22 protein-coding genes and 2 pseudogenes are annotated in these 23,827 nt (G+C 33.4%); 7 read left to right on the forward strand and 17 right to left on the reverse strand.

The window, feature by feature from the left end:
- The first annotated feature begins 397 nt into the window (after positions 1-397).
- Positions 398-1,894 carry a proton-conducting transporter transmembrane domain-containing protein gene (locus JR312_RS03710; RefSeq protein WP_264331108.1) on the forward strand — a complete coding sequence of 499 codons (1,497 nt, stop codon included), beginning with the start codon at positions 398-400 and terminating at the stop codon, positions 1,892-1,894.
- Positions 1,895-1,900: 6 nt separating this feature from the next.
- On the opposite strand, the gene JR312_RS03715 is transcribed toward JR312_RS03710, so the two are convergent.
- The 5 genes and pseudogenes from JR312_RS03715 to JR312_RS03735 all read right to left on the reverse strand — a co-directional run bounded on the left by JR312_RS03715 (position 1,901) and on the right by JR312_RS03735 (position 5,487).
- Positions 1,901-2,551 carry a VirB8/TrbF family protein gene (locus JR312_RS03715; RefSeq protein WP_416647764.1) on the reverse strand — a complete coding sequence of 217 codons (651 nt, stop codon included), beginning with the start codon at positions 2,549-2,551 and terminating at the stop codon, positions 1,901-1,903.
- 29 nt (positions 2,552-2,580) lie between these two features.
- Positions 2,581-3,376 (reverse strand): annotated as a pseudogene (locus JR312_RS03720) (hypothetical protein).
- Positions 3,377-3,412: 36 nt separating this feature from the next.
- The gene (locus JR312_RS03725) at positions 3,413-4,264 is read right to left on the reverse strand and encodes a DNA polymerase III subunit delta' (RefSeq protein ID WP_264331105.1); all 852 of its coding nucleotides are present in this window, start codon (positions 4,262-4,264) and stop codon (positions 3,413-3,415) included.
- Between the two features lie 17 nt (positions 4,265-4,281).
- On the reverse strand, positions 4,282-4,869 hold the full coding sequence (locus JR312_RS03730) for an L-threonylcarbamoyladenylate synthase (RefSeq protein WP_006013379.1): 588 nt from the start codon (positions 4,867-4,869) through the stop codon (positions 4,282-4,284).
- Positions 4,870-5,016: 147 nt separating this feature from the next.
- Complete coding sequence (locus tag JR312_RS03735; RefSeq protein WP_019236353.1) at positions 5,017-5,487, reverse strand: hypothetical protein; 471 nt, start codon at positions 5,485-5,487, stop codon at positions 5,017-5,019.
- Positions 5,488-5,562: 75 nt separating this feature from the next.
- Here JR312_RS03735 and miaA point away from each other — a divergent pair, with 75 nt between their 5' ends.
- Positions 5,563-6,447, forward strand: coding sequence for a tRNA (adenosine(37)-N6)-dimethylallyltransferase MiaA (miaA, locus tag JR312_RS03740; RefSeq protein WP_264719934.1), 885 nt, complete (start codon positions 5,563-5,565; stop codon positions 6,445-6,447).
- Between the two features lie 128 nt (positions 6,448-6,575).
- Here miaA and JR312_RS03745 read toward each other — a convergent pair whose 3' ends face one another.
- From JR312_RS03745 to JR312_RS03770, 6 genes and pseudogenes are all read right to left on the reverse strand, one after another.
- Entirely contained in the window at positions 6,576-6,701 is a 126-nt protein-coding gene (locus JR312_RS03745; protein WP_006013387.1) for a hypothetical protein, read from the reverse strand.
- Between the two features lie 112 nt (positions 6,702-6,813).
- Positions 6,814-8,398 (reverse strand): annotated as a pseudogene (gene murE, locus JR312_RS03750) (UDP-N-acetylmuramyl-tripeptide synthetase).
- Positions 8,373-9,614, reverse strand: a complete 1,242-nt coding sequence (gene metC, locus JR312_RS03755) for a cystathionine beta-lyase (protein WP_416647765.1) — start codon at positions 9,612-9,614, stop codon at positions 8,373-8,375. Before metC ends, murE begins: the two are co-directional and overlap by 26 nt.
- A gap of 7 nt (positions 9,615-9,621) precedes the next feature.
- Positions 9,622-9,906: a BolA family protein gene (locus JR312_RS03760; protein WP_416647766.1), complete on the reverse strand. Its 285-nt coding sequence runs from the start codon at positions 9,904-9,906 to the stop codon at positions 9,622-9,624.
- A gap of 95 nt (positions 9,907-10,001) precedes the next feature.
- Positions 10,002-11,915, reverse strand: a complete 1,914-nt coding sequence (gene dnaK / locus JR312_RS03765) for a molecular chaperone DnaK (protein ID WP_416647767.1) — start codon at positions 11,913-11,915, stop codon at positions 10,002-10,004.
- 73 nt (positions 11,916-11,988) lie between these two features.
- The gene (locus tag JR312_RS03770) at positions 11,989-13,746 is read right to left on the reverse strand and encodes an Rne/Rng family ribonuclease (RefSeq protein ID WP_416647768.1); all 1,758 of its coding nucleotides are present in this window, start codon (positions 13,744-13,746) and stop codon (positions 11,989-11,991) included.
- A 149-nt stretch (positions 13,747-13,895) separates the two neighbouring features.
- Between JR312_RS03770 and rpmG the strand changes: the two genes are divergently transcribed.
- Positions 13,896-14,096 carry a 50S ribosomal protein L33 gene (gene rpmG / locus JR312_RS03775; protein ID WP_012481745.1) on the forward strand — a complete coding sequence of 67 codons (201 nt, stop codon included), beginning with the start codon at positions 13,896-13,898 and terminating at the stop codon, positions 14,094-14,096.
- Between the two features lie 709 nt (positions 14,097-14,805).
- Entirely contained in the window at positions 14,806-15,102 is a 297-nt protein-coding gene (locus tag JR312_RS03780) for a hypothetical protein (protein WP_007302708.1), read from the forward strand.
- Between the two features lie 359 nt (positions 15,103-15,461).
- On the opposite strand, the gene JR312_RS03785 is transcribed toward JR312_RS03780, so the two are convergent.
- Positions 15,462-16,337, reverse strand: a complete 876-nt coding sequence (locus tag JR312_RS03785) for a zinc ABC transporter substrate-binding protein (protein WP_039950476.1) — start codon at positions 16,335-16,337, stop codon at positions 15,462-15,464.
- Here JR312_RS03785 and JR312_RS03790 point away from each other — a divergent pair.
- Together JR312_RS03790 and ubiB are read left to right on the forward strand one after the other, a co-directional pair.
- A complete protein-coding gene (locus JR312_RS03790) occupies positions 16,329-17,060 on the forward strand; it encodes a metal ABC transporter ATP-binding protein (RefSeq protein WP_416647769.1) in 732 nt (243 codons plus the stop codon). The genes JR312_RS03785 and JR312_RS03790 overlap by 9 nt on opposite strands.
- The gene (gene ubiB, locus JR312_RS03795) at positions 17,057-18,478 is read left to right on the forward strand and encodes a 2-polyprenylphenol 6-hydroxylase (protein ID WP_416647770.1); all 1,422 of its coding nucleotides are present in this window, start codon (positions 17,057-17,059) and stop codon (positions 18,476-18,478) included. The genes JR312_RS03790 and ubiB overlap by 4 nt, the downstream gene beginning before the upstream one ends.
- Before the next feature lie 143 nt (positions 18,479-18,621).
- On the opposite strand, the gene JR312_RS03800 is transcribed toward ubiB, so the two are convergent.
- From JR312_RS03800 to JR312_RS03820, 5 genes are all read right to left on the reverse strand, one after another.
- Positions 18,622-19,584, reverse strand: coding sequence for a TomO hydrophobic C-terminal domain-containing protein (locus tag JR312_RS03800; RefSeq protein WP_416647771.1), 963 nt, complete (start codon positions 19,582-19,584; stop codon positions 18,622-18,624).
- Positions 19,585-19,755: 171 nt separating this feature from the next.
- A complete protein-coding gene (locus JR312_RS03805) occupies positions 19,756-20,247 on the reverse strand; it encodes an ankyrin repeat domain-containing protein (protein ID WP_416647772.1) in 492 nt (163 codons plus the stop codon).
- Positions 20,248-20,339: 92 nt separating this feature from the next.
- Positions 20,340-21,272 carry a thioredoxin-disulfide reductase gene (gene trxB, locus JR312_RS03810; protein WP_416647773.1) on the reverse strand — a complete coding sequence of 311 codons (933 nt, stop codon included), beginning with the start codon at positions 21,270-21,272 and terminating at the stop codon, positions 20,340-20,342.
- 1 nt (position 21,273) lies between these two features.
- Entirely contained in the window at positions 21,274-21,873 is a 600-nt protein-coding gene (locus tag JR312_RS03815; protein ID WP_416647774.1) for a peroxiredoxin, read from the reverse strand.
- A 157-nt stretch (positions 21,874-22,030) separates the two neighbouring features.
- Entirely contained in the window at positions 22,031-23,215 is a 1,185-nt protein-coding gene (locus JR312_RS03820) for a hypothetical protein (RefSeq protein WP_416647775.1), read from the reverse strand.
- A 223-nt stretch (positions 23,216-23,438) separates the two neighbouring features.
- Here JR312_RS03820 and JR312_RS03825 point away from each other — a divergent pair, with 223 nt between their 5' ends.
- Positions 23,439-23,591, forward strand: coding sequence for a hypothetical protein (locus JR312_RS03825; protein WP_019078579.1), 153 nt, complete (start codon positions 23,439-23,441; stop codon positions 23,589-23,591).
- Positions 23,592-23,827: the final 236 nt, after the last annotated feature.

Below are 23,827 nucleotides of genomic sequence, written 5' to 3' on the forward strand. Positions count from 1 at the left end.
GATGACAGGATATTTGTTTCTAATTCTTTATAATCTACCAAACCAGTAGTTCTATTTGCTTGACTCATATCAAACCTCCATTTTTTATATCAATTTATTACTTTTTTTTCGGTTTGACACACTTTTTTGAACGTTCCCATTTTATTTGTTACATTTATTTTTTTAGGAAATTCTTATCTAGGATAAGATATTTTTTTAGAAAAATCTATAAATTACTAACTTTATTACTTAATATATAAAATAGTTTTTTCTTATTTCCTTTCTTCATTACGACACTTTTTCTTAACTTGATGCGTATGGTTTATTTAACACTTCCAATATACAACTAAAAAATAGCAAATTCTCTATAACTTGAATATAATTTTAGCTTTACCTAAACAGAAAGATGAATTACTTAATGGATTTTGTTTTAATATCTCTTTCCTTGCCACTTTTTATTACTGAGAATTATTTGTTAATTACTGCGTTGATCCCACTTTTAAGTGCATTAGCTATTTCTTTTACTAGTAAGTGGCCCAGAGTGAACAATAGCATTACTGTTGTTTCTTCTATGCTTCTATTTGCGTATACATCTCTATGCACTTTATATTTGGTGTATGGTGATCATTCTCAATTTATTCTCATAGACTTTGGTAATAATTTGCATATTAGTTTAAAGTTAGAGTCTAGTGGAGCAATATTCAGTTTATTAATATCATTTTTGTGGGTACTAACCAGTATGTATGCAATATGTTATATGCGAAATAACTATGCTGATAGTAACTACTCGAGTTTTCTATGCTTTTTTTCAATAGCGATTAGCTGTGCAATGTTTATTGCTTTTTCTGGAGATTTGCTCACTACATTTGTCTTTTACGAGCTTCTAACTATTAGTACATACCCTCTGATTACTTACAACTCAACAAATGAATCAGTAATTGCAGGACGCTATTACTTTGGTTTACTATTTTTCTCTTCTTTAGTGTTATTTTTTCCTGCAATAGGCCTCTTATATAATGAATTCCATACTTTAGACTTTGTAAGAGGTGGAATATTCAAGTTTGATACTTCGTTCATAACTTTTATTGCAGTATGTTTTGCTATGCTGATTTATGGAATAGGAAAAGCTGCATTAATGCCAATGCATTTTTGGTTGCCAAAAGCAATGGTTGCACCAACTCCTGTAAGCGCACTACTACATGCTGTTGCTGTTGTGAAATCAGGAGTGTTCATCATCATCAAAGTTATATTATACACTTTTGGCATCGATAATATGCAACGTTTTGCACAGCAAAGTTGGTTTGCTGGAGGATGGCTTCCGTACGCTGCTGGATTTACTATTATTACTGCATCGTTAATTGCATTAAAGCAAAAGGAATTAAAGAAATTGCTTGCTTATTCTACTATCTCTCAGTTGTCATATATTATATTGTTTGCTTCAATTTTTAGTGAATTCAGCATGAGGGTTGCAATTTTTCAATTAGTTTGCCACGCATTTGCAAAAATCACTTTGTTTTTCACTGCTGGAGCAATAATAACGAAAACAGGTGAGAAATACATAGATAGAATTCACGGTATAGGACGTAGTATGCCAATTAGTATGATAGCATTTACTATAGGTGCATTGTCCATGATAGGGGTACCACCTGCTCCGACTTTTTGGAGCAAATTTTTCATTTTTCAAGCTGTTTTTAACTCTAGTAATGTAACACTTTCTGTATTTGTAGCTCTGGTGTTAATTGTCAGTACTATACTCAACGCTCTATACTTTTTACCAATAATTTACAACGCCTTTTTCTCAAAGCCTTCTAGAAATTATTTTATTAAAAAGACACCAATGCTTCTAGTTTTACCCCCAGTTATTACTGCTATATGCACTTTAGTTATTTTTTTTAGCTACCAAATAATGTTATAAATATAATCATCTATATTTATAGCTATTAACAATAAATTTAAATGGTATTATACCAGTTAGAGTTGCTTTCATGTTTGATAAAGTAAAGCTAATCTCCACAGCATAGTCTTTCATTTTCTTATTTTGCTCAGCTGTAAAAACTACAGTAGCGTTTCCAGCAAATGTAACTAAGTTCTTGGTCAACCGGTCAATAGATAATGTTGTTACGTTTATGTTGGTAATTTTTCTTGTGGATGAAACAGCTTCATCGTTTACTTTTTCCTGAAAGTCTTGATAGATTTTATATATAGAATTGTTTTTTATAAAATTTTCTTGATACTTTGATTCAACGATCTGAGAGGACTCGTATGCTTCAACGTATTGACTTACCAAGTACCTTGCTATGGAAGTGTATTCATCTTCTTTTTCACTAAAACTAAGTTTATGTATTGTAGAAAACTCATCTTCTGTGTGGTTCGTGTACTTCACAAAATTTAAATCTTTTTTAACAGGAAGTAATAGGTATATGTTTAGTAATGATAAAAATAAACATACTAAGAGAAGTAACGCTATTAACGCCATCCAAGATCTTTCTACAACGCAGAACAGGTATCTGTGGCAATACCATTCTACTGCTTTCCTGAAATAACTTTTGTTTTTTACTGATTCAACTTCCATAACCTAATTATAATAACTCTAAAAAAACTTTAAAATATGTCTAAATTTTCCAAAATAGGATGAATGATTATATCACCTTGTTCTGCAATAAGGTGAAATTTATCAATTTTCTTCACATCTAAATTTATCATTTTTACACTGAAGCTTTCAGGATCATAAGTATTACTTTCTGCACTTTTGTGATAATTATAGTAGTGTAATTTATTTTGATCATCAAAATAACCAAATTCATCAGCAAGGGTTCCCACTTTTCTGCCTTTACCGTCTCTGACTAGCTCAAATAGATCAATTACATGGTTTTCAGATCCAGGCTCAATAAGACCTTCTACAGCAAAAAATTTAGGTGCATGACCAACATACTCCTTAAATTTTAGATTATTAGTCTTTTTTACACTACCAAAATCCACGAATTTATATTCATCTGAAAGATCAGAATATTGTGGATCATACTTTTTATATTCAAAAAACTCATTACCTAAAAAATTACAAAACGTTAGTTTATAGTCATCATGATTGAGTTTAATAACTTTAAGATAATGAAAATCTCTAGGAATCTTTACTTCTTCTTTCGTAATATGATTAAGTATGACTAACTCGCCACTGAGCATGCGATGGCCAATTTTTAGGCAAAGTAGCTATATTGATTGCCTTATTGAGCTTAAAATTTGCTTCATAGATACCACTTGACAGCTCCTTCCCTTTTTCTAAAGTGACGTCTTGGTCTAAAGCTGTATTCTTGAGTAAACTCAATTCTTTCTGCATGTTCAATATGGTTCTTGTTAAAACTTCTATTGATTGCCATAAAGTTAATTTATTATCAGTCAAACTATATACTTTAAGTATTAAATTATCAGGATTTTATCATGAATTTATGTTAAAAGTATTATATTTTTGTGTCATGATGTTAACTACATTAGCTAAAACATGCTTTTTATCTAAGCGAAATTGCTTTGCAGCAACGAAAAGTTCATCTATTTCTTTCCATTGACTTAGCAAAATTTCAACATTATTTACTTCTTTCTTTATACTTTCTAAAATGGAGGTTTGAATGATATGTGATGCTAGTTCTAGCTCAATTTCACTATTAATTATTTTATTAACTATATCAGAATTATTTAGATTACGGAAAAATGTATAAAAATGCTTATGTGACTCATAAGCACCACTGTTTATTGCATTTATTATTACTCCCGGAGTTCCAGGAAACAAAGTAATGATCTCACTAAATATTTTATCGTCGAATTTACACTGAGATGAAACAACCTGCTTTGTTTTATCGTAAGTCAATGGAAGTAAATTTAGCTGAAAACACCTACACCTAATAGTGACTTGTACATCATATGGCTTATGGCTAATTACAAATATTTTAGAATTTTTTGGCGGCTCCTCTAATATCTTTAATATTGCATTTTTAGCATTGCTAGTCATTGCCTCCAAGCTATCTATTATAGCTATCTTATATTCTGATTGAATGGGGCTTAGGTACAGAAAATTTTTCATTTCTCTCACCTTTTCCACTCCTATTGTATCACCTTCAACAATGTGTAAGTCTAATGCTACTTCATCGTAATTTTTGATAAGAAACCAATTAGAAAAGGATTGTGCAAGTGTTGCTTTTCCTATGCCTTTTTTACCACAGATCAGCCAAGATTGAACAGACAAGTTGTTCATTATCTTTTTTTTTGCTTGGTTGTGGCCTATCACCTTTTTCATTCTTTCTCCTATAGATCTTAGTTTGAAAATTCGTTATTTATTGTTTGTAATGAAATTTTACCTTTTCTTAAAACCTTAATCTTGTCTCCAGTTAAGTCAATAATAGTAGATTCTATACCAGAAACTAATTCATCATCTTCAATTACTGCAGATAAGTGTTGCTTAATAGACTGAGGTATATCTCTTGCTTTGCATATACTTTTTTCTCCTGAAATGTTAATACTAGTTGCAACTACTGGAGTTTTCAGTTCATTTAATATTGAAATCGCAATAGGATGATCAGGAATTCTTATGCCTATACTATCTTTAAAGAACTCATTTGGTAATATACTGTTATCTTGAAGTGGTAAAATATAGGTCATTGGTCCAGGAGAAAAATAGTTTATTAAATCGATATACTCTTCCTTTACCTTTGCTATATTTATCAAACTATCAATATTACTAACAAATACAGAGAGCGGCTTGTTTTGAGAACGCTTTTTTATTCGATATATTTTTTCTATAGATTCGTTACCTAGCGCATTACAAGAAAGAGCATATACTGTCTCTGTTGGAAAGCATGCTAACAAATTATTTTTTATTGCATTTATTACTTCAAATACCATATAGCTAAAACTTATGTCTACAATAGCTCTGGGTTTACCGTTATCTCGCTATATGGTAGCAATTAAGATACCGAAATGGCTAGCACGCATCTGTTGTATACTTACAGTAAATTTTATTAGCAACTGCTCGTTTTTACAACAGATTTACTACAATCCGAACTCCTCATTGATTTTATCGACTATCGTCTGTGGTGGATCATCTCCCCATCCTGAATATAAAATCTCTCCATAATCTGCAACATCTATAGAGCCAGTTCTACTTTTTGCCAGAAACATTTCTCTTTTATCTTTATCAACTAATACATAGTGCCAAGCTGATCTTCCTCGATCTTTACCACGAACTAGATATATGAGATCTGATCTACTTCTTCTTGTTGCATCAGCAAAGGATCTTTCATTGATAGTTCTGCTTTTACTCTTTATGCCGCCACTTTCAGAAAAAGCTTCCTTGGCTTCAGCTTTTTTGTTTGCCAATTCAGAAATTTTTCCTTTTGCTCCTAGTGCATGTTCTTTGGTATTTTGAGATGAATACTTACTGGAAAAACCTCCTCTTGTCTCATTAGAAGTCCTATTTGTAAAACGCTTAGTAAACGAGTTATCGTTATCATTTTCTGCCATAAAAGTCTCCAAATTTTAGATTGTAGAATCCAAATTTTTACTACACCCTATCATAGGTTAGTTAAATTAATATAAATGAAAGATAATATAGTAATTATTACAGGAATTACAGCCTCAGGTAAATCAGAATTATGCGATAACTTGATAAAAAAGCATAAAAACATTAGCATAATAAACTGTGACTCAAAGCAGGTATACAAAGAGATTCCCGTAATTACTGCTCAACCACCAAAGCAGAAAGAATTTTATAGGCTATACGGTTATGTTTCAGCAAGAGAAAATTATTCCGTAGGTTTATGGCTAGAGGATTTAAAGAGGGAAGTTAACAACGCGCTGAAAAATTCACGAATACCCATCATCACTGGAGGAAGTGGGCTTTACATTAGCAGCTTAATCAAGGGATTATCATCGATTCCACAAATAAGCCAGGAAGTGAGAGAAAACGTAAATGAACTTAGAAAAAATTTAAGTAAAGAGGAATTCTACAAATTAGTGCTAAGCAAAGATCCAAGGATTCAAGGTAAAATATTTATTAATGACTCACATCGCCTCTCAAGAGCACTTGAAGTTATCACTGAAACTGGCAAGACAATCTTTGTATGGCAAGAAAATAGACAGCCTCCTTTGTTCAATAATTTTAAGGTATATACAATTCTACCTAAACGTGAGGATATATACCGAAAAATAAATTCTCGTTTTATTGAAATGGTTGAAAATGGAGCAATTGATGAAGTAAAAAACCTACTTAGCATGAACCCATCTCCACATTTGCCAGCTATGAAAGCACATGGAGTGCCAGAAATTATAAGATACTTAAAAGGGGAGATTACTTTAGACGAAGCAATACAGATTGCTCAAACAAACACAAGGCATTATGCAAAACGCCAGTACACTTGGTTTAAAAATCAATTTCCGAATTCTCAAGTGATTGACTGTGCAAATAAATTGACAGGATTTTAGATATTCTGATTATCATGTATTATATTGCTATGCCTATGCAAACTTTTCTTGATAGTATTAAACTTTTTTCTTAAAGAACTTTCATCATTGCCTAAATTGTGATTATTAAATTCTTTGTAAAAATATTCTTACTTATGAAGCGCTACTATACCTGTAAGAGCCTTTATCACTAAATGAACTATATCACGCAATATTTCATCCTCAATTTTTCTATATTCTCTCACTAATCTTGTAACCACAATCTCCACTTTCATATCCTTGTATAGCTCTTCTCATAATAGTAGGAACAAGATAAGATAGTGATTTAGTGTAACAAGAAGGTAAAAATGCCAGCAGCGTACAGTTATGACTTAAGGAAAAAGCCATTCAGGCGTTGGATGAAGGAGAGAGCAAAACAGCAGTAGCAAATTTTTGGCCCTCTCTAATAACTTCAACATCACTGAATTCAAGGGCTTGGCCTTCTATTATTTGGAATCTTTCATGTCCTTTTCCTGCAACTAGCAGGATCATATTTTCATCATGTGCTATATTTATACCTTTCTCTATAGCTTTTTTTCTATCTCCTATCTCCAGTGCATCAGGGCAATGTAACAAAATATCGTGACGAATTTTCCCTGGATCTTCATCACGCGGATTGTCATCTGTGACTATAACTTTACCTGCAAGCATTTGTGCTATTTTACCCATCTCTGCACGTTTTGTTTGATCACGATTCCCGCCACAACCGAACACTAGAACTATCTTTTTATTGAAGTGCCATTTTAAAGACAACAGAGCTTGTTTGAGTGCACTTGGAGTATGAGCGTAATCGACAAATGCAAAAGTGTTCACTTTTTCCATTCTTCCAGGTGGAGAAGCGAGTTTATCTATACACATTCTTTGATAGTCCATACCAGATGAAATAACTATACCGATTGCACACAACAAATTATATGCTTGAAATTGCCCAAAAATCGGAAAAAATGCGTTATAAATTTCATCACCGATTTGAATTGTTAGGTATTGACCATTGGCAGTGGGTATCTGCTTTAATAAAGTAATATCAGAGTTTTTTTTTCCATAGGTTATAACTTTGTTGCCACGCTTTTCAGCTATGTTGAGCAACTCTCCATATTCGCCTATATCTGCATTTAAAATCGCTGTTTTTTTCTTTTGGCAATACCTCATCAAACAACCTTTTCTTGGCCTCAAAATACTCATCGATACTTTTGTGATAGTCCAAATGATCTTGAGAGAAATTAGTAAAAGCTGCAGCATTGAACCTGAGTCCATGGATTCTGTATTGATCGATTCCATGGCTTGAAGCTTCTAATGCTAAGTGTTCTACGTTCTTATTATTTATGTCACGCAATGTGGAATAAAGATCATCTGCACTTGGCGTTGTAAGGCTATTATCTTTTCTATTATTATTGACACATGTTCCCAGTGTTCCTATAGACGCTGCATTATCTTGCCAAATCTGGCGACAAAATTCCACCACTGAAGTTTTACCATTCGTACCAGTTACAGCAGCAACATATTTAGGTTGTTTGAATTGATAAAACCTGCTGACTATTTCACTGTATATTCCTTGAGGGTCCAAGTGGTAAAGCACTGCAAAACTTGGAGTACTTGTCATTCGAGTAGCGGACACTGGAATCCAGTTTTTATTATACAATTGCCTAGTGTGCTCATTTGCAATTAAATTTTCTGGATCCAAGTAGTCAAGCACTGGGATGACATCTTTCTTGGCCCCTTGTATCACAACGTCTACACAGTTGTGTACGTAGCACTTTGATTCAGTAGGAAGGATATGGATTCCAGTATCGCATGTTGCGTATTCTTTACTCCTTTCTGACACACAAACGAAAAGATAACCTTCCCTGACTCTCTTGGGATTACATGTAACGCCCTTGATTTCAACGTCAAAGTTAACATCAACAATATCATGCAGTAATTCTCTCAGTTTCATGTCCTACTTCATCGTTTTGAAAGTCTAAACATGGTAACCTTTTTAGTGCGTCATTAAGGTCAAAGATTAAATCTTCAGGATCTTCCAGTCCACAAAATATTCGCACGAAACTTCCACCACAATCTGAATTCATTACAGATCTTGACATAGATCTACGATCTACTGGTAATATCAAACTGTCGCACCCTCCCCAAGAAGCACCAATACTAAAAATTTTCATATAATCAACCATGCAGCTTAGTTCTTCACATGAATATTCTCTATCCAGTGCTATACTAAATACACTACTTGCCCCTTTGAAATAATTTTTCCATAATTCATGTTGAGGATGGGAGGGAAGTGCTGGATACAAAACTCTTTTGATTTTTGAATGTTTTTCCAGCCACTTTGCCACTTGCATTGCTGTACTTTGATGTTTCCTCATGCGTGTTTGCAGTGTTCTAAGTCCCCTATGTGCAAGGTAACAGTCGTGCGATTGAATGGTTACTCCGTAATTTTTATAGCTCTCATAAAGCAATTTAAAAATTTTACCTTCAGCAACCATAGCTCCCATCACTAAATCTGAGTGACCGGCTAGATACTTTGTCACCGCATATAGTGCAATATCAATTCCATAATCAAGCGGCTTAAACAACAAAGGAGTGGCCCATGAATTGTCACAAACGGTTACAATTCCACGTTCTTTAGCAACTTTTACTATATGCTCTACATTCGAAATCTCAAACGTTATAGAACCAGGAGTCTCAATCATGATGAGTGAAGTGTTACTCTGAACTAAATCAGTTATATCCTGTGTCGGATCATAAAAAGTTACTTCTACTCCTCTTTTTGGTAGTTCATTTTCGGCAAATCTCTTTAGCCTATAATAACTATTATCTTGTATCAGAACATGCGAACCTGCTTTAGTGAAAGTCAAAATAGCAAAAGTAAGTGCAAATAATCCAGAAGGGTAGATGAGTGCTTGTCCCCTACCCTCAATTTCAGCCAGTGCATTTGAAAAATAATGAACAGTAGGCGTACCAACATTACTATAGCTGTAATCCCTTGCAACACCATCATTGATCACATCATATATACTCTCCCCATTCGCTGCACTTAAGTAATCCTTGTAAGTAGGAAATAATATGGTAGAAGAATGATAAACTGGTGGGTTCATCGATCCTTTATAATCATTAAATTTTCTTCCTGCTTTAACTAATAAAGACTCTCCTCTCACGTTTCTACTATTTATTTTTCAAATTATATTCACTTTGCGTATATAAGTTAAGAGAAATCGCATGTACTCGTTCTATTTCACTCTTTAATAATTCATAGATCAATTTATGCCTCTTTAAAGAGCTCATTCCAGAAAAGTCGTTAGATATTAATACTAATTTGATATGTGAAGGTAGTGTCGAAGAAGAAGCAAAATAATGATCTACATGCTTTGCTGATTCATCGATAATATTAATATCAATTACACCTATTGAATCGCATAATTTTTCTTCTATTGTCTTAATAATATCCACAATAGTTCCTTTAAGCAACAATACAGTATAGTCTTCCTCTTGTCATTCCAGCTTCAAATACTGAGATGACAAGAAGAGTGATACAGCAATCACAATTACTTATTTTCCTCTTTATTATCCATGTCTTGATAATCAGAATCTACTACTTTTTCTTCCTCATTATTTGTTGTGGATGAGCTTTCTCCACCTTGTTGTTGTTGAGATTCCTTATACATAGCTTCTCCAAGTTTCATAGATAACTGAGAGAGGTTAGTAACTTTCTGTTGTATTGAATCAGCATCATCAATGTTGTCAGATTTACTCACTTCCTTTAACTCATTAACTGCATTTTCAATAGAAGATTTATCTTCTGGAGAAATTTTATCACCATATTCTGTCAGAGATTTTTCTGCAGAATGAACTAAACTATCCGCTTGATTCTTCACTTCAATAAATTTCTTACGCTTTTCATCTTCTTGTGCTTTTTCCTCAGCTTCTCTCACCATCCGATTTATTTCATCCTCCGATAAACCACCTGAAGACTGAATACGTATTTTTTGCTCTTTTCCAGTAGCTTTATCCTTTGCAGAAACATGCGCTATTCCATTTGCATCTATATCAAATGTCACCTCAATTTGAGGAACCCCGCGAGGAGCAGGTGGTATTCCTTCTAAACTAAACTGACCAAGCAGTTTATTATCAATCGCCAATTTTCTTTCACCTTGATGTACCTTAATTGTAACGGCTGTTTGGTTATCTTCTGCAGTTGAAAACACCTGAGATTTTTTTGTGGGAATAGTAGTATTACGTTCAATAAGTGGAGTGAACACTCCCCCTAGAGTTTCAATACCAAGAGAAAGTGGAGTTACGTCAAGTAGTAACACATCTCTTACATCACCTTGAATGATTCCCGCCTGTATTGCAGCTCCAATTGCTACAACTTCATCAGGGTTAACCCCTCTGTGTGGATCTTTGCCAAAGAATTCTTTAACTTTCTCTATGACTTTTGGCATACGAGTCATGCCACCAACAAGAACTACTTCACCAATTTGACTAGCAGACAAACCAGCATCTTCAAGAGCTTTTTTGCAAGGAATTATAGTCCTTTCAATTAAATCATTCACTAAACTTTCAAGCTTTGCTCTTGTTAGCTTCATATTTAAGTGTTTTGGGCCACTTGCATCAGCTGTAACAAACGGTAGATTTACTTCTGTTTCCATTGCACTTGACAATTCTACCTTTGCTTTTTCTGCAGCTTCTTTGATTCTTTGCATAGCCATTGGATCGTTTTTCAAATCAATGCCATTACTTTTCTTGAATTCACCCAGTAAATAATTTACTACTGCATTATCGAAGTCTTCCCCTCCAAGGTGAGTATCACCATTTGTAGCCTTTACTTCAAAAACTCCGTCACCTATTTCAAGAACTGAAACATCAAATGTACCACCACCAAGATCATACACTACTATTGTGTGTCCGTGCTTTTTATCAAGACCATAAGCAAGTGCTGCAGCAGTTGGTTCGTTAATTATTCTGAGGACATTTAATCCAGCAATTTTTCCTGCATCTTTTGTTGCTTGACGTTGAGAATCATTGAAGTACGCCGGCACTGTTATCACAGCATCCTTTACTTCTTCCCCAAGATAAGCCTCAGCTGCTTCTTTCAGGTTTTGTAGTATAAATGCACCAATTTGACTAGGAGAGTATTCTTTACTATCAGTTGTTTTAACCCATGCATCACCATTTTTTGCTGCAAATACCTTATACGGTACACCTAGATTCTTCATTTCAGGATCGCTATATTGGCGACCTATCAATCTCTTAGTTGCAAAAAAAGTATTATTTGCATTGGTAGTTGCTTGCCTTTTTGCTGGAGCACCAATCAACCTTTCTCCAGACGAAGTAAATGCAACTATAGACGGAGTAGTTCTTGCTCCTTCTTTATTCTCGATTACTTTTGCATCCTTGCCTTGCATTATTGCAACACAAGAATTTGTTGTTCCAAGATCTATACCTATTGCTCTTCCCATAATGAATACTCCCTTTTAAATATTATCTGATGTAAAATATATAAGTATAAAACCCGTTAATTACAAGTCCCGTTTAGTTGTTAGAGCCCAAAAGGCGCGAAAGCCATTTAGTTAACCAAAAGTTGCCCGGTAGTTTATCTGAACTACCAGCTTCTTTATCCCTGCTATTCACAATTTGACATCCAGAATTCTGCAATGGCTTATAATCATTAAAATTAATATGGTCTCCTTGCTTTAAAATAAATGTATCTGCATCTAAACTATTAGAGATACTAACATTTAATGTAATATTGAACTCTTTTTCGATTGTAGAAACCATATCACGCTTATTATTAAAAATGTGCGCTATAACTGCACTGCGTGCTATTAAATCAAAGGACTTATTTTGATTTTTATTAGCAATATGTTGCAAATCCCTTAGTATCGATGCAACAACCACTTCGTTTGATTTCACTCTTCCAATACCTTTACAGCGTAAGCACTCTGTAGTATTAATTTCCTGTATATTTGGTTTAATTCTTTGTCTTGAAAAGACCATTAAACCAAAGTCATTGATAAAGCTAAATTGAACTTTAGCTTTATCATCTTTAAACGCCTGCTTGATAGCAAATTCAACATTTTTGCAATACTCAAGTTTCAACATGTCAATAAAATCAACAACTATTAACCCTGATAAGCCCCTGAGATTCGCTTGCCTTGATATTTCAGATAATGCCTCCATATTAGTTCTATAAGCTGTTTCTTCTATGTTATCTTCTCCTGTCATTTTCCCTGAATTTACGTCTATTGAAACAAATGCCTCAGTTAAGGTTATCACCAAAGACCCACCAGATGGCAATTCTACTCTATTGCTATATAATTCAGAAATTTGATCTTCGACTCGATAGTAAGTAAAGATTGGAACAGAACCTCTATATAATCTAGGACGCAATTTTCCTTGTAACACATTTTTAGTGTATTTTCTTACCGCTTCACAAACTTCTCTATCAGATACTATAATTTCTGTATCATTACTACAAAAGTCACGTACAGATCTCATAACTACATCTGCTTCGTTGTAAATTAATGATGGAACATTTAAAGAAGAGAAGTTTTGCTGGATATTTTGCCATAATAAGGTCAAATTATTGTAATCTTGCTCAATTTCTTTCTTACTTTTTCCTGCACCAACAGTTCTTACTATTAAACCTGAGCCTTTTGGTAAATTTATTGAATTTAATATATCCTTTAACTGTTTTCTAACGTTGGTATCTTCAATTCTGCGAGATACTCCACCCCTACTTATGGAATTGGGCATGAAAACACAGTATCTACCGACCAAAGTTACGTATGTTGTAAATGAAGCTCCTTTATTTCCTCGTTCTTCTTTAGTTAATTGAACCAATAACTTTTGATTTACTGAAATCACATCTTGTAACTTATATTTTCTATGTAAAGGTACCTCCCTCACAAAACCACTGCTGGATTCATTACTAGCTGTAGAATCTAGGCCTTCTTCTGTGCAATTATCATTTGAACAGTCCACACCGCTCGAATAGCCTTCATTAGGGAAAATTTCCTTCTCTTTTTCTGGAATATTAAAGTAATTTAGAGATATCTCAGAAAAAGACAAAAAACCTTGCTTATTTTTTCCATACTCAATGAACACGGCCTGCAAAGCAGGCTCTATACGCTTTACATAAGCAACGTATATATTACCTCTTAATTGTTTTTTTTCCTTGAATTCTTGTTCAAACTCTACAACCCTACCATTAACTAGTAGGGCAACCCTTACCTCGTTAGAACAGGTAGTACTTTCTATCAACAATAACCTTTTGCCATCACTCACCACTTATTTACCGTCTACTTTTCATTCTGAAATGTTCTTATACTACTTAATATATTATTGATTGTCAAGAATTTTGCGATCTGCATTATTGGGTTGACTTTCAGTGTTTTGCGTAATAAACTTGCATAGAGTTTATTATGTCACTAACAATTATGGCGAAAAAAAATGCTTCTTTGCTTGTCAAGCTAGTTAGCACTGCAACTAAAACAACAAAAACTGGAGAAGAGAAACTAACAGGCTATTTTTGTGTAAAAAAACGTAATCCTAAGAACCTTCCCAAGAAGCTCGAGTTTAGGAAGTATGACCCAGTGGTCAGAAGACACGTATTATTTAAAGAAGAAAAATTAAAGTAAGTATATTATCATGCAAAGCTTACAGCTAAAAGGAGTGTAGCTTATTGCTCACTAGTTATACTGTTTTGCATTAGAGAAAGTCTGTTTGAGGTTTTGAAAGATTACGGTAACTTATATAAGTTACGGGAAATTGAGCCACCTGAATAAGGGCTGAAAATGGTAGCGTTTTTGTCCTGATCTGGTCTTTTTATTGCTTAAATGGGACTTGATCTGACACTTTAAATGATCCAGATAGTCTATATACCATCACACTCTGGGACCATACACTTAGAGGTTGTTCACAAACTTTTGAATTCTTTTGTTAAACTTTTACAGAAAAAAATTGCTTGCGCATATTTTAAATCTGACTATAACCATAGTAAAAGATATTTTAAGAGCTCAAAATCTATCTTTATCTGCAGACTTTTTTCATTAAATTCATTAAAAAATGTGGCGTATCTTCTTCAGCGTACGTGGGTGCACACACATACTTAATCTCTGTCGTATGTGCGCTGCACTTTTTTTCTAATCTTTTTTACACAGGAGGATTTTATGTCCAGAATTCCAGATACTTGATCTTTACTTTAGCTAAAAACCAATAGGCGCCTATGGTTTTTATAAAGAAAGTTTAGAAAATAACCAAAAACCACTTGCCATAAAAAGTAACTATATTAGTATAATATTCACATTTATATGTTAATATAGATATAATAAGATTAAGGATTATATTATGGTAAAATTTACACAAGATTCTGCTTCATTGACATTGCATGGTGTTGATTTACTTAATTTGTGCCACAGACAGTGTGAAAATAAATACGAGGGTAATGATTTATTGACAAAAATTAATAGATCTTGGTGTAAGGCTGACTGTAATAGAAATATTAAAGCTCCTGAACACCATTCACCAGAAAAAGTAACACTTAGTGAACAGTTAACAGATATTGCAAGTAATCTCCGTTTTGAGAGCATAAAATTATCGCTTATATCAGATGAAATAGACAATTACAATTCAATGTCTTTTTAATTAGAGTAAAAGAAGATATTGGTTATCTTCTTTTTTTTATTTCTATGATTAACTACTTGAATTTAAGTTCGTTCAGGCAAGATAATTATGAGTAAAAATAGCAGATGCAAGTAGCTGGCACACAGCTGTACGAGCATTCATTTTTGAGGGCATAGCAAATGGTGTCATTCAAGTAGCTGACATTGGCTTGCCCTAATCTCATCAAGAACGTTGTGCTTTAACATAATATTTTTATGCTTACCAACTTAACTGAATCCCAGGCTGGGATGATATACTTCTGGTAGATAATGTCGGTATAGTTGTGATTGGAATAGAAAGCACTAAGTTTGCAATGCTATCTGAATAGATAAAAGAACTCATTACTCAGTGAAACAAGACTTGAAATTTTGTGCAATGCTGCTGATTATATCTAGATATGCATCCTTTCCAGGCTCTACATCTGATCCAATAGGATCAAGAATCACCATTTTTACGTCACTAGAAAAGACATTAGGCTTTATGCTATCCTCTCGTGAATGAGAAACAATACATTTAACGTTTTCCTCTTTCATTACCTTTTTTAATTTCATTAAACTCTTCATACCTATGTAAGAATCTTCTTCTATAGAAAGAATGGCGCTTGGGTAACTTAAATCAAAATATTTTTCGAAATATTGATAAGCATCGTGAGTAACTATGTATTTTTGATTTTTTAACTCATCCAATTCTTTCGTAATTTTTTCTACTTCTTGGTCTATCTTTCTTATAGCCTCCTCTGCGTTAGTATTGTATCGATAGGCATTTTCTTTATCTATATTAGATAATGTTGCACTGATAGAAAGTATCATACTTTTTGCATTTTCAGGACTCAGCCAAATATGCAAATCTTTTTCATCTTGAATGTGACTAGAAAATGAATGTGGTCGAGCAGGAAGTAGATCAATTGCACTTGATAGCGGTATTAACTTCTTATTTTCTTTAGCGAAAGTTTTAATGAATGTTTCCAAAGAATCATCGATATAAAATATAATATTACTAGATTCTAATTTACTTGCGTCTGAAGGCCTGAGCATGTAGTTATGTTCAGACACTACTTCGTACATTAGTAGTTCTGGCTTTGAAATTCCATCTGTAACAGAAGCTACAAGTGAGTGTATAGGTTTGATTGTAGCTACAATTTTTAAATTGGATGAAAAGGCACTATTGTAGTATAATGTAAATGAAAGTAATAGAAAAAAAAACAGTAAATGTCTCATATAAATGTTGAGAAGAAGTCAATTTTTGCCAAAAAATTAAGTAGTGTCAATAACTGCATTCTAAAAATAGAAAACCTTACTCTTTCATACGGTAATAAAAAAGTTCTTGATAATATCAATATATCAGTACAAAGAGGAGATATAGTTACAATACTTGGTCCAAATGGCGGGGGTAAAACCTCTTTAGTGAAAGCAGTTGCTGGTATAAGTAAAGGTTTTATTGGCAGTATTGTATTCGCTGACAATATAAAAATTAGCTATATGCCACAAAATTTTAGTATTGGTAATTTGATGCCAATAACAGTTGAGTCTTTCCTTTTCAATAGCTCCTCGAAGAAATTGAAGAAAAATCAACCCATTGTTACAGAAGCAATAGAATTGGTTGGTATCGGTAACATTCTAAAAAATCAAGTATTAGAAATCTCTGCAGGACAAACACAATTACTGCTGCTTGCACGCTGTTTAATTTCAGAATCTGATTTGATCATTTTAGATGAGCCAGTCAGTGCAATGGATATTAACGCACGAGCTAGATTTTATGATATTATAAATAAAATCGCAAAAGAACGATCAGTATCGATTCTCATGACTTCTCATGACCTTAACTCTGCTCTACCATCCTCAGATTACATAATTTGCATAAATAATACTATCTATTATCAAGGTAAACCTGATGAAATTATGGAGATAAATGAAATATTTGGCAGTTACGCAGCGAAATGATTCAAAATATTCTACGTCTTCTGCAAATAACTACAGTGCTAACACGCTACAATGTGTTACCTTATTTACTTCCACCATCAAAAAAATCAATAAATAAAATACAAGGTCATAAACTAAAGCGTGCTCTTGAAAGATTAGGTCCGGTGTTCATTAAATTTGGGCAATCCATTTCATCACGCACTGATATTTTAAATGAGGACATAACAAATAACTTGCTATTGATATGTGATAGATTGCCATCATTTTCGTATAAAATAGCAGTTAAAACTATAGAAAGTGAGTTTAATTGTAAATTAAGCGACATTTTTTCAAGTTTTTCTGAAAAGCCAATTGCAGCAGCATCAATTTCTCAGGTGCATAGAGCAGTTACAATTGAGGGTAAGGAAGTTGCTGTAAAGGTTTTGAGGCCAAATATTGAGAAAACATTCTCAAGGGATATAAAAATGCTTTCTTGGCTTGCAGAAATTGCAGAAAAATTTAGTGAACAATCAAAAAGGCTGAAGCCAGTTGAATTAGTCAAAACTTTTGCTGAAATTTGCCGATTAGAGTTAGATCTACGTTTTGAGGCTGCCCACTCTTCGGAACTGAAGGAAAATACTAAACATGACAGAGGTTTCTACGTACCTGAAATAGATTGGAGTAGAACTTCAAAAAAGGTTTTAACATTAGAATGGATGGAAGCTATACCAATATACGAAGTTGAAAAGCTGAATAACCGCAAGCAAATAGCTATCAATCTTATAGAATCTTTTTGTAATCAGGTATATAGGGATTGTTTTTTTCATGCTGATATGCATCCTGGAAATTTAATGATCGATAGTAATAACAATATTATTGCCCTGGATTGTGGAATCATGGGTAGAATAGATCGTGAGACATGCTATTACGTTATAGAGATACTCAAAGGCTTTTTAAATAGGGATTATGATCACGTTGCAAAAATGCACTTTAGAGCCGGTTATGTTCCATCACAGCATAGAAACTTTGTTACAGCTTGCAGAGCAATAGGTGAGCCCATTGTTGGACAGCCTATACAGAAGATTTCATTTGCTCGATTACTTACTCAGCTATTAAAAATAACTGGTGATTTTGATATGAAAGTTCAAACACAATTGTTATTGCTGCAGAAAACTATGATTTTATTAGAAGGAACATGTAGGAAAGTCTATCCAGAAATCAATATGTGGAAAGTAGTTGAAACATGGATAAACAGTCAACATGAAAGTAAAATAGGGTGTAGGGAAAAAATTAAAAGCTCTTATCCCATCAAAACAATCCAAGGAATATTTAGCCTTATAGAAAAATTAAACCTAATAGCTGACAAAAAATTACAGGTGAAAAATAAATCAAATGGAAAAGCCTACTTTTTACTTTGGTCTGTAATTATAATTCTCATCGTTAAACTTTTAATTTCTTGAACTAAAAGATAATAGAAGCAAGTTTACAACAACTATTTCAGTCTTGAAACCACTCAGGTTTACATTCACTCGAATTATCAAGGTATTTTCAGTATGTACAAAAATTTTCAGAAGAGTTTAGACAAGAAGTAAAAACCTTAACTTCATCCTAAACGGATAACATTACCAAGCTCAGTGCTTATCACATCACTCAGTACTGTACTTGCTTTATATGAACAGTAGCATCCAATTGTAAGGAAGACAAATGCAGCTACAGCAAGTGAAATACATATTTCTAAATTCGATATTGTTAAACATGCACCAACAGCAAACGCTCCAGATAACACAAAAGAAGCATAGGCATAGTTACTTTGCCTTCTATTATAAATGTTTGCTTCTGAAAGTTTTCTGTTTTTGTTCTTTAAGTCTTGATTTTGAGCTTGAAGTTCTGATCTCTCTTGCCTAAAATTCCTTTCTAACTGTGAAATTTTGTTAGTGTCTCTTTCACTTACAACCCTATTCAGCTCTTGCTCTTTTTTTCTAAGTTGAGTTTTTGTTCTTTCAAGCTCATCTCTAAGGTTTTCAAGTTGAGTTACTTGATTAGTGAGAGTGTTAATCCTTGTTTGCTGAGCTGATCTTTCCTGTCTTAAATCCCTTTCTAACTGTGAAATTTTGTTAGTGTCTCTTGTTTTTTCACTTACGACCCTATTCAGCTCTTTCTCTTTTTCTGTAAGTCGAGCCTTTGTTCTTTTAAGTTCACCTTTCAGATTTTCAAGTCGCTGCAATTCTTGAGAAATAAACTCATCGTTTATTTCTGGTTGAACATTATGTGTATTTGCTGAAGGCTGTTCCATACTTGCAGGAAATTTCTCATTGAGATAATTTTTAATAGATTCAATTGGATTATTAACATTCCTCAACACAGCGGTGACAATTGCACGATTTATGAAGCAACTATCTTCTACTAATTTTTTTACATCATCCAAATCTTTTCTATTAATAGCATCAGTTAATCGCTCCTTCATAACTTGCTCAATGATTTGCTTCAATCGTGAATTTTGCTCTATAGCTGGTATTGGCTTTATTTGACTAAAATCTAGCTCCTTATGTTTTAAAAGTTTTCTCAATACTTCTTCGTTACTTTCTGTTATTCCTTATAAACATATTAAGCTAAGCGGCGTTTCTATTTCTCCATTTGAATTTCTTTTCCAACAATTAGGGTTGAGTTCTTGATTCAATAGTCTTTTTGCTTGGTTAATATTTCTGTTAGAAAGAGCATTCAATAATTCTTTTCCTGTTTATGCTTTTTGTATTTCTATGATCAAATGATCAGCACGATTTCTTCTAGCAAATTGCTCAGGATTTTGAAAACTTTTATTTGGTAGATAAATACTTATTCTCGGATGACTTAGTAAGAGTTGTAACACTTTCTTTTGTTGAAAGCACATTGCTAGATGCAAAGCTGTATTGCCATTACGTTCTTCATGAATATTAACATCTATGCTTCGGTGAAATAGAAGTAACCTAATCATACTCTGATATTCTTTCTCTGCTCCAGAGCCTGAAGATAAATTATTAATTATAGACATTAAAGGTGTATAGCCTTCTTCATTAAACGCATTAACATTCGCACCTTCTGTCAGAGCTCGCTCAAAATCTCCTAGATTTCCATCATCGATAGCTTCAAATAATTTTGTTGTTGATTGTCCTGAAGTTGTTTGATTTTGAGTTCGTAATCCTGTATCACTAACAATTCCTCTTATAAAATCTACATTACTTCCTAAAAGCATACTAAATTCTCCTCAATCTATAATTTATTAACATAATTATAAAAAAAAACAAAGAAGATTGCAAGTAATTTAGTTAAAAATTTTAGAACTAATTATGATTCCAAAAATTTTTCTGCATCAAGTGCAGCCATGCACCCTGTACCTGCTGCAACTACTGCCTGGCGATATACCTTATCTTGAACATCACCAGCAGCAAACACCCCTGCCCTACTGGTTAGAGTTGTTCCAGGTTTCGTAATTATATAACCTTGCTGATCCATTTCAACAAAGCCCTTAAAAATACCTATATTTGGCGCATGCCCAATTGCAATGAACACTCCATCCACTTTTAATTCCTGAACTTTATTGGTTTTCGTCGATTTAATTGTAATGCCAGTAACTTTTTTAGGATTTTCTTCTCCAAGAATCTGCTCTACGGTATGATTCCATATTACCTTTATCTTATCATTTTTAAAGAGCCTGTCTTGCATTACTTTCTCTGCTCTTAACTTATCACGCCTGTATATCAGTATAACTTCCTTAGCAAATCGAGTTAAAAATATTGCTTCTTCAACAGCAGTATTTCCACCACCAACCACAGCTACAACTTTATTCCGAAAAAATGCACCATCACAAGTTGCGCATGCCGAAACTCCGTAACCTTGAAATTTCTTTTCACTCTCCAGGCCAAGCCACTTCGCTTGCGCACCAGCTGCGATTATAATTGCATTCGAATAGTAGTCACTAGCATTACCACAAGATCTAAATCTATATTCATTAGAATCCTCAAGTTGTTCAACGCTTTTTATTTCGTCATCTATTATCCTTGCCCCCACCTTCTCTGCATGCAACCTCTTTTGTTCCATGAGTTCTGGACCTTGTATAGAAATAAAACCTGGATAGTTTTCAACATCCGTAGTAATTGTAAGCTGACCACCAGGTTGCATTCCTGTTACTACAATTGGCTCTAAATTTGCACGTGCTGCATATATAGCAGCAGCATAACCCGCTACTCCAGATCCAATAATAAGAACTTTTGTACTCAATTTATAATTCTGTACTGTGTGAGTTTAGATAATCAGCCACTCCTTCATCGCTTGCCTGCATTGCTGGCTTACCTTTTTTCCACCCTGCTGGACATACTTCACCATGCTCTTCATTATGTTTTATTGCATCAATAATTCTAATAAACTCATCGATATTACGCCCTAAAGGAAAATCATTTATCGATTGATGACGTACAACAAACTTATCATCAATAACAAAAGTTGCTCTTAGTGCAATTGAGTCATCATATAAGACCCCATAGTCTCTTGATATAGACTTTTTGATATCAGACACTAAATTGTAGCTAACCTCTCCAATACCACCATCATTAACTGGAGTGTTTCGCCATTTATAGTGTGAAAATTTTGAATCTATACTTATTCCTATCACTTCAACATTACGTTTTGAAAAATCTTCTATTTTGTTGCTAAATGATATCAACTCAGTTGGACAGACAAAAGTAAAATCAAGTGGATAGAAAAAAAGGACAGCATACTTATCCTTTATATGTTTACTTAAACAGAAATCATCAACTATTTTTCCACTAGCAAGAACAGCCGAAGCAGTAAAATCGATAGCGGATTTTGTTACAAGATTCATAACTAACCTATTCATTCTTAATATTTATAATTTTATACCTTGATACATTTACATGCAAGTTTTCTTTAGCCCCAATCTTATAAAAACTTCCTCTTATGGCTGTAAAAATGTTATGATAAGAGCTAATTTTCATGAGTAGGGAAATACCCAAATATTACTATCTTTCACCTTTTCTCCCTTCAAATTTTTTAACCATTTCTTTTACACTTACATTCGTGGAAGGTAAATTTTTGCTGGCAAGATGGTTGATCGAAGATTTTTTATTCCCTACTGGAAATGAACGAGATTGTTTTCTCTTCACACTGATATCCGTTTGTGTTACTGAAGCAGTTTTGTTTTCAGCAGGCAACACGTTCTTTACTTGATTTCGCTCAAATCTTTCTTTTAATGCCTTTACTTTACTACTCTCGCGAGTCACTTCTTTTTTCATAGCAACTACTAGTACTTTTGGTCCATCAGCTTTTTTTGCTGATTCTTTACCATCTTGATTTTCAGATTTTAGTGGTAGTGTAGGGTTACTCTCAGCTGATTTTTCCACTACTATTTTTTGCTCTGTGCTTACTTTTTCGCCTAAATCTTTAGGCTTTGGTGGTACTGCAGGTTTATCTTTTTTCGGTTCTTGTCTAATTTTTTGATTGATAGTAAACATTTTCTCTGGTACTGGTGGTACTCTTGGTGGTTTTGGTGGTGCAAGAGATTGAAGTTGTTGTTTCTTCCTATTTTCTCTTTTTGCTTCTATATGTTCTTTAGGAATTGTTGCATAAATCGGCTCCTCTTTAATTGATTGTAGATTACGCAAATCTTTCGTTAAAGATTTGCTTTTTTCCTCTTGATAATTTGATATTTCTTCATACTCAGGATCTTCGTTTAACGAACCTCCATAACCTGAATCTTCTCGCTCATATAAGAGATTTTTCTTTTGCTGTCTATTTTCTAAATTTACTCCATATGACCTATATTTATCTTGACTTCTTTCTATTCGCTCTAAATCTGAAATTTTTTGAATAACATCTGTATATTCGATTGCTGTTCTAGCAGTTGAAGGAGGCAATTTATCTTTTATAAAATTACTTATATTCCTAATCGAAACATCTCTTCCTAATATTCTATTGAATATCCTAAGAATTAATGGCTTTTTATTTGCCTTCTTTACACAATTATTCAAGTCATCACGTATAACAAGTTTAGCTACATCTTCTGCCTTATCTGTAAAACCCTCTAAAGCATGAGATAAATCTGTTACTGTTTTACCATATTGTTTCTCTGAATTCCCTAGCTTTATAGCTTTGATCAGAGAATCGAGATTTTTTTTATAATCCTCACTTTTAAATGGATCATTCATACTAATTGTAATATTTTATTGAAATATAGATCTAAAATATTAAGATCTAGTGAATATTACTTTTTTAGTTCATATATAGCTATAGTTATACGGCGATAATGCGTAGCAGAATAACGATTTCGTCATTCTAGTATCTGCTTTTACCCCTTATCTAGGTGTGTAAAAGTGAAATCTAGTTTCGCTATATAACACAGTCTCATACAAGTAGCTTCTCGATTGAGAGTTGTCTTCTGCATTGAGCTCAACATTATTTACTACTTTTTCAGTAATAATTTCGGCAAACTCAGGAGAAAGTTCTTTTGCAGAAAATGCAGCATGTACAGCATTTTTAACAAAGAAACACGTAGCAAGTGCAAATACTGCTGTTGGTACATAGCACCAATATACTAAAAAAAGTTGTAGAAGCTACTAAAGTAAATATTGATTGAAGCATAATATACTGTTTATCAATGCCAACATATTCAGCCATCAAGGGAACGTTCAAAAAAGTGTGTCAAACCGAAAAAAAAGTAATAAATTGATATAAAAGATGGAGGTTTGATATGAGTCAAGCAAATAGAACTACTGGTTTGGTAGATTATAAAGAATTAGAAACAAATATCCTGTCATCTA

This window comes from Wolbachia endosymbiont of Nasonia giraulti (genome assembly GCF_048054155.1).
Lineage (GTDB): Bacteria > Pseudomonadota > Alphaproteobacteria > Rickettsiales > Anaplasmataceae > Wolbachia > Wolbachia pipientis_C.

Excerpts from the sequence above, each read along its gene's own strand:
- JR312_RS03815 (WP_416647774.1), bottom strand. The coding sequence starts at position 21,873 with ATGAATCTTGTAACAAAATCCGCTATCGATTTTACTGCTTCGGCTGTT.
- dnaK (WP_416647767.1), bottom strand. The coding sequence starts at position 11,915 with ATGGGAAGAGCAATAGGTATAGATCTTGGAACAACAAATTCTTGTGTT.
- JR312_RS03745 (WP_006013387.1), bottom strand. The coding sequence starts at position 6,701 with ATGAAAGTGGAGATTGTGGTTACAAGATTAGTGAGAGAATATAGAAAA.
- JR312_RS03725 (WP_264331105.1), bottom strand. The coding sequence starts at position 4,264 with ATGAAAAAGGTGATAGGCCACAACCAAGCAAAAAAAAAGATAATGAAC.
- miaA (WP_264719934.1), top strand. The coding sequence starts at position 5,563 with ATGAAAGATAATATAGTAATTATTACAGGAATTACAGCCTCAGGTAAA.
- ubiB (WP_416647770.1), top strand. The coding sequence starts at position 17,057 with ATGATTCAAAATATTCTACGTCTTCTGCAAATAACTACAGTGCTAACA.
- JR312_RS03715 (WP_416647764.1), bottom strand. The coding sequence starts at position 2,551 with ATGGAAGTTGAATCAGTAAAAAACAAAAGTTATTTCAGGAAAGCAGTA.
- JR312_RS03820 (WP_416647775.1), bottom strand. The coding sequence starts at position 23,215 with ATGAATGATCCATTTAAAAGTGAGGATTATAAAAAAAATCTCGATTCT.
- JR312_RS03780 (WP_007302708.1), top strand. The coding sequence starts at position 14,806 with ATGGTAAAATTTACACAAGATTCTGCTTCATTGACATTGCATGGTGTT.
- JR312_RS03710 (WP_264331108.1), top strand. The coding sequence starts at position 398 with ATGGATTTTGTTTTAATATCTCTTTCCTTGCCACTTTTTATTACTGAG.
- JR312_RS03785 (WP_039950476.1), bottom strand. The coding sequence starts at position 16,337 with ATGAGACATTTACTGTTTTTTTTTCTATTACTTTCATTTACATTATAC.
- JR312_RS03805 (WP_416647772.1), bottom strand. The coding sequence starts at position 20,247 with ATGCTTTTAGGAAGTAATGTAGATTTTATAAGAGGAATTGTTAGTGAT.
- JR312_RS03730 (WP_006013379.1), bottom strand. The coding sequence starts at position 4,869 with ATGGTATTTGAAGTAATAAATGCAATAAAAAATAATTTGTTAGCATGC.
- rpmG (WP_012481745.1), top strand. The coding sequence starts at position 13,896 with ATGGCGAAAAAAAATGCTTCTTTGCTTGTCAAGCTAGTTAGCACTGCA.
- JR312_RS03790 (WP_416647769.1), top strand. The coding sequence starts at position 16,329 with ATGTCTCATATAAATGTTGAGAAGAAGTCAATTTTTGCCAAAAAATTA.
- JR312_RS03735 (WP_019236353.1), bottom strand. The coding sequence starts at position 5,487 with ATGGCAGAAAATGATAACGATAACTCGTTTACTAAGCGTTTTACAAAT.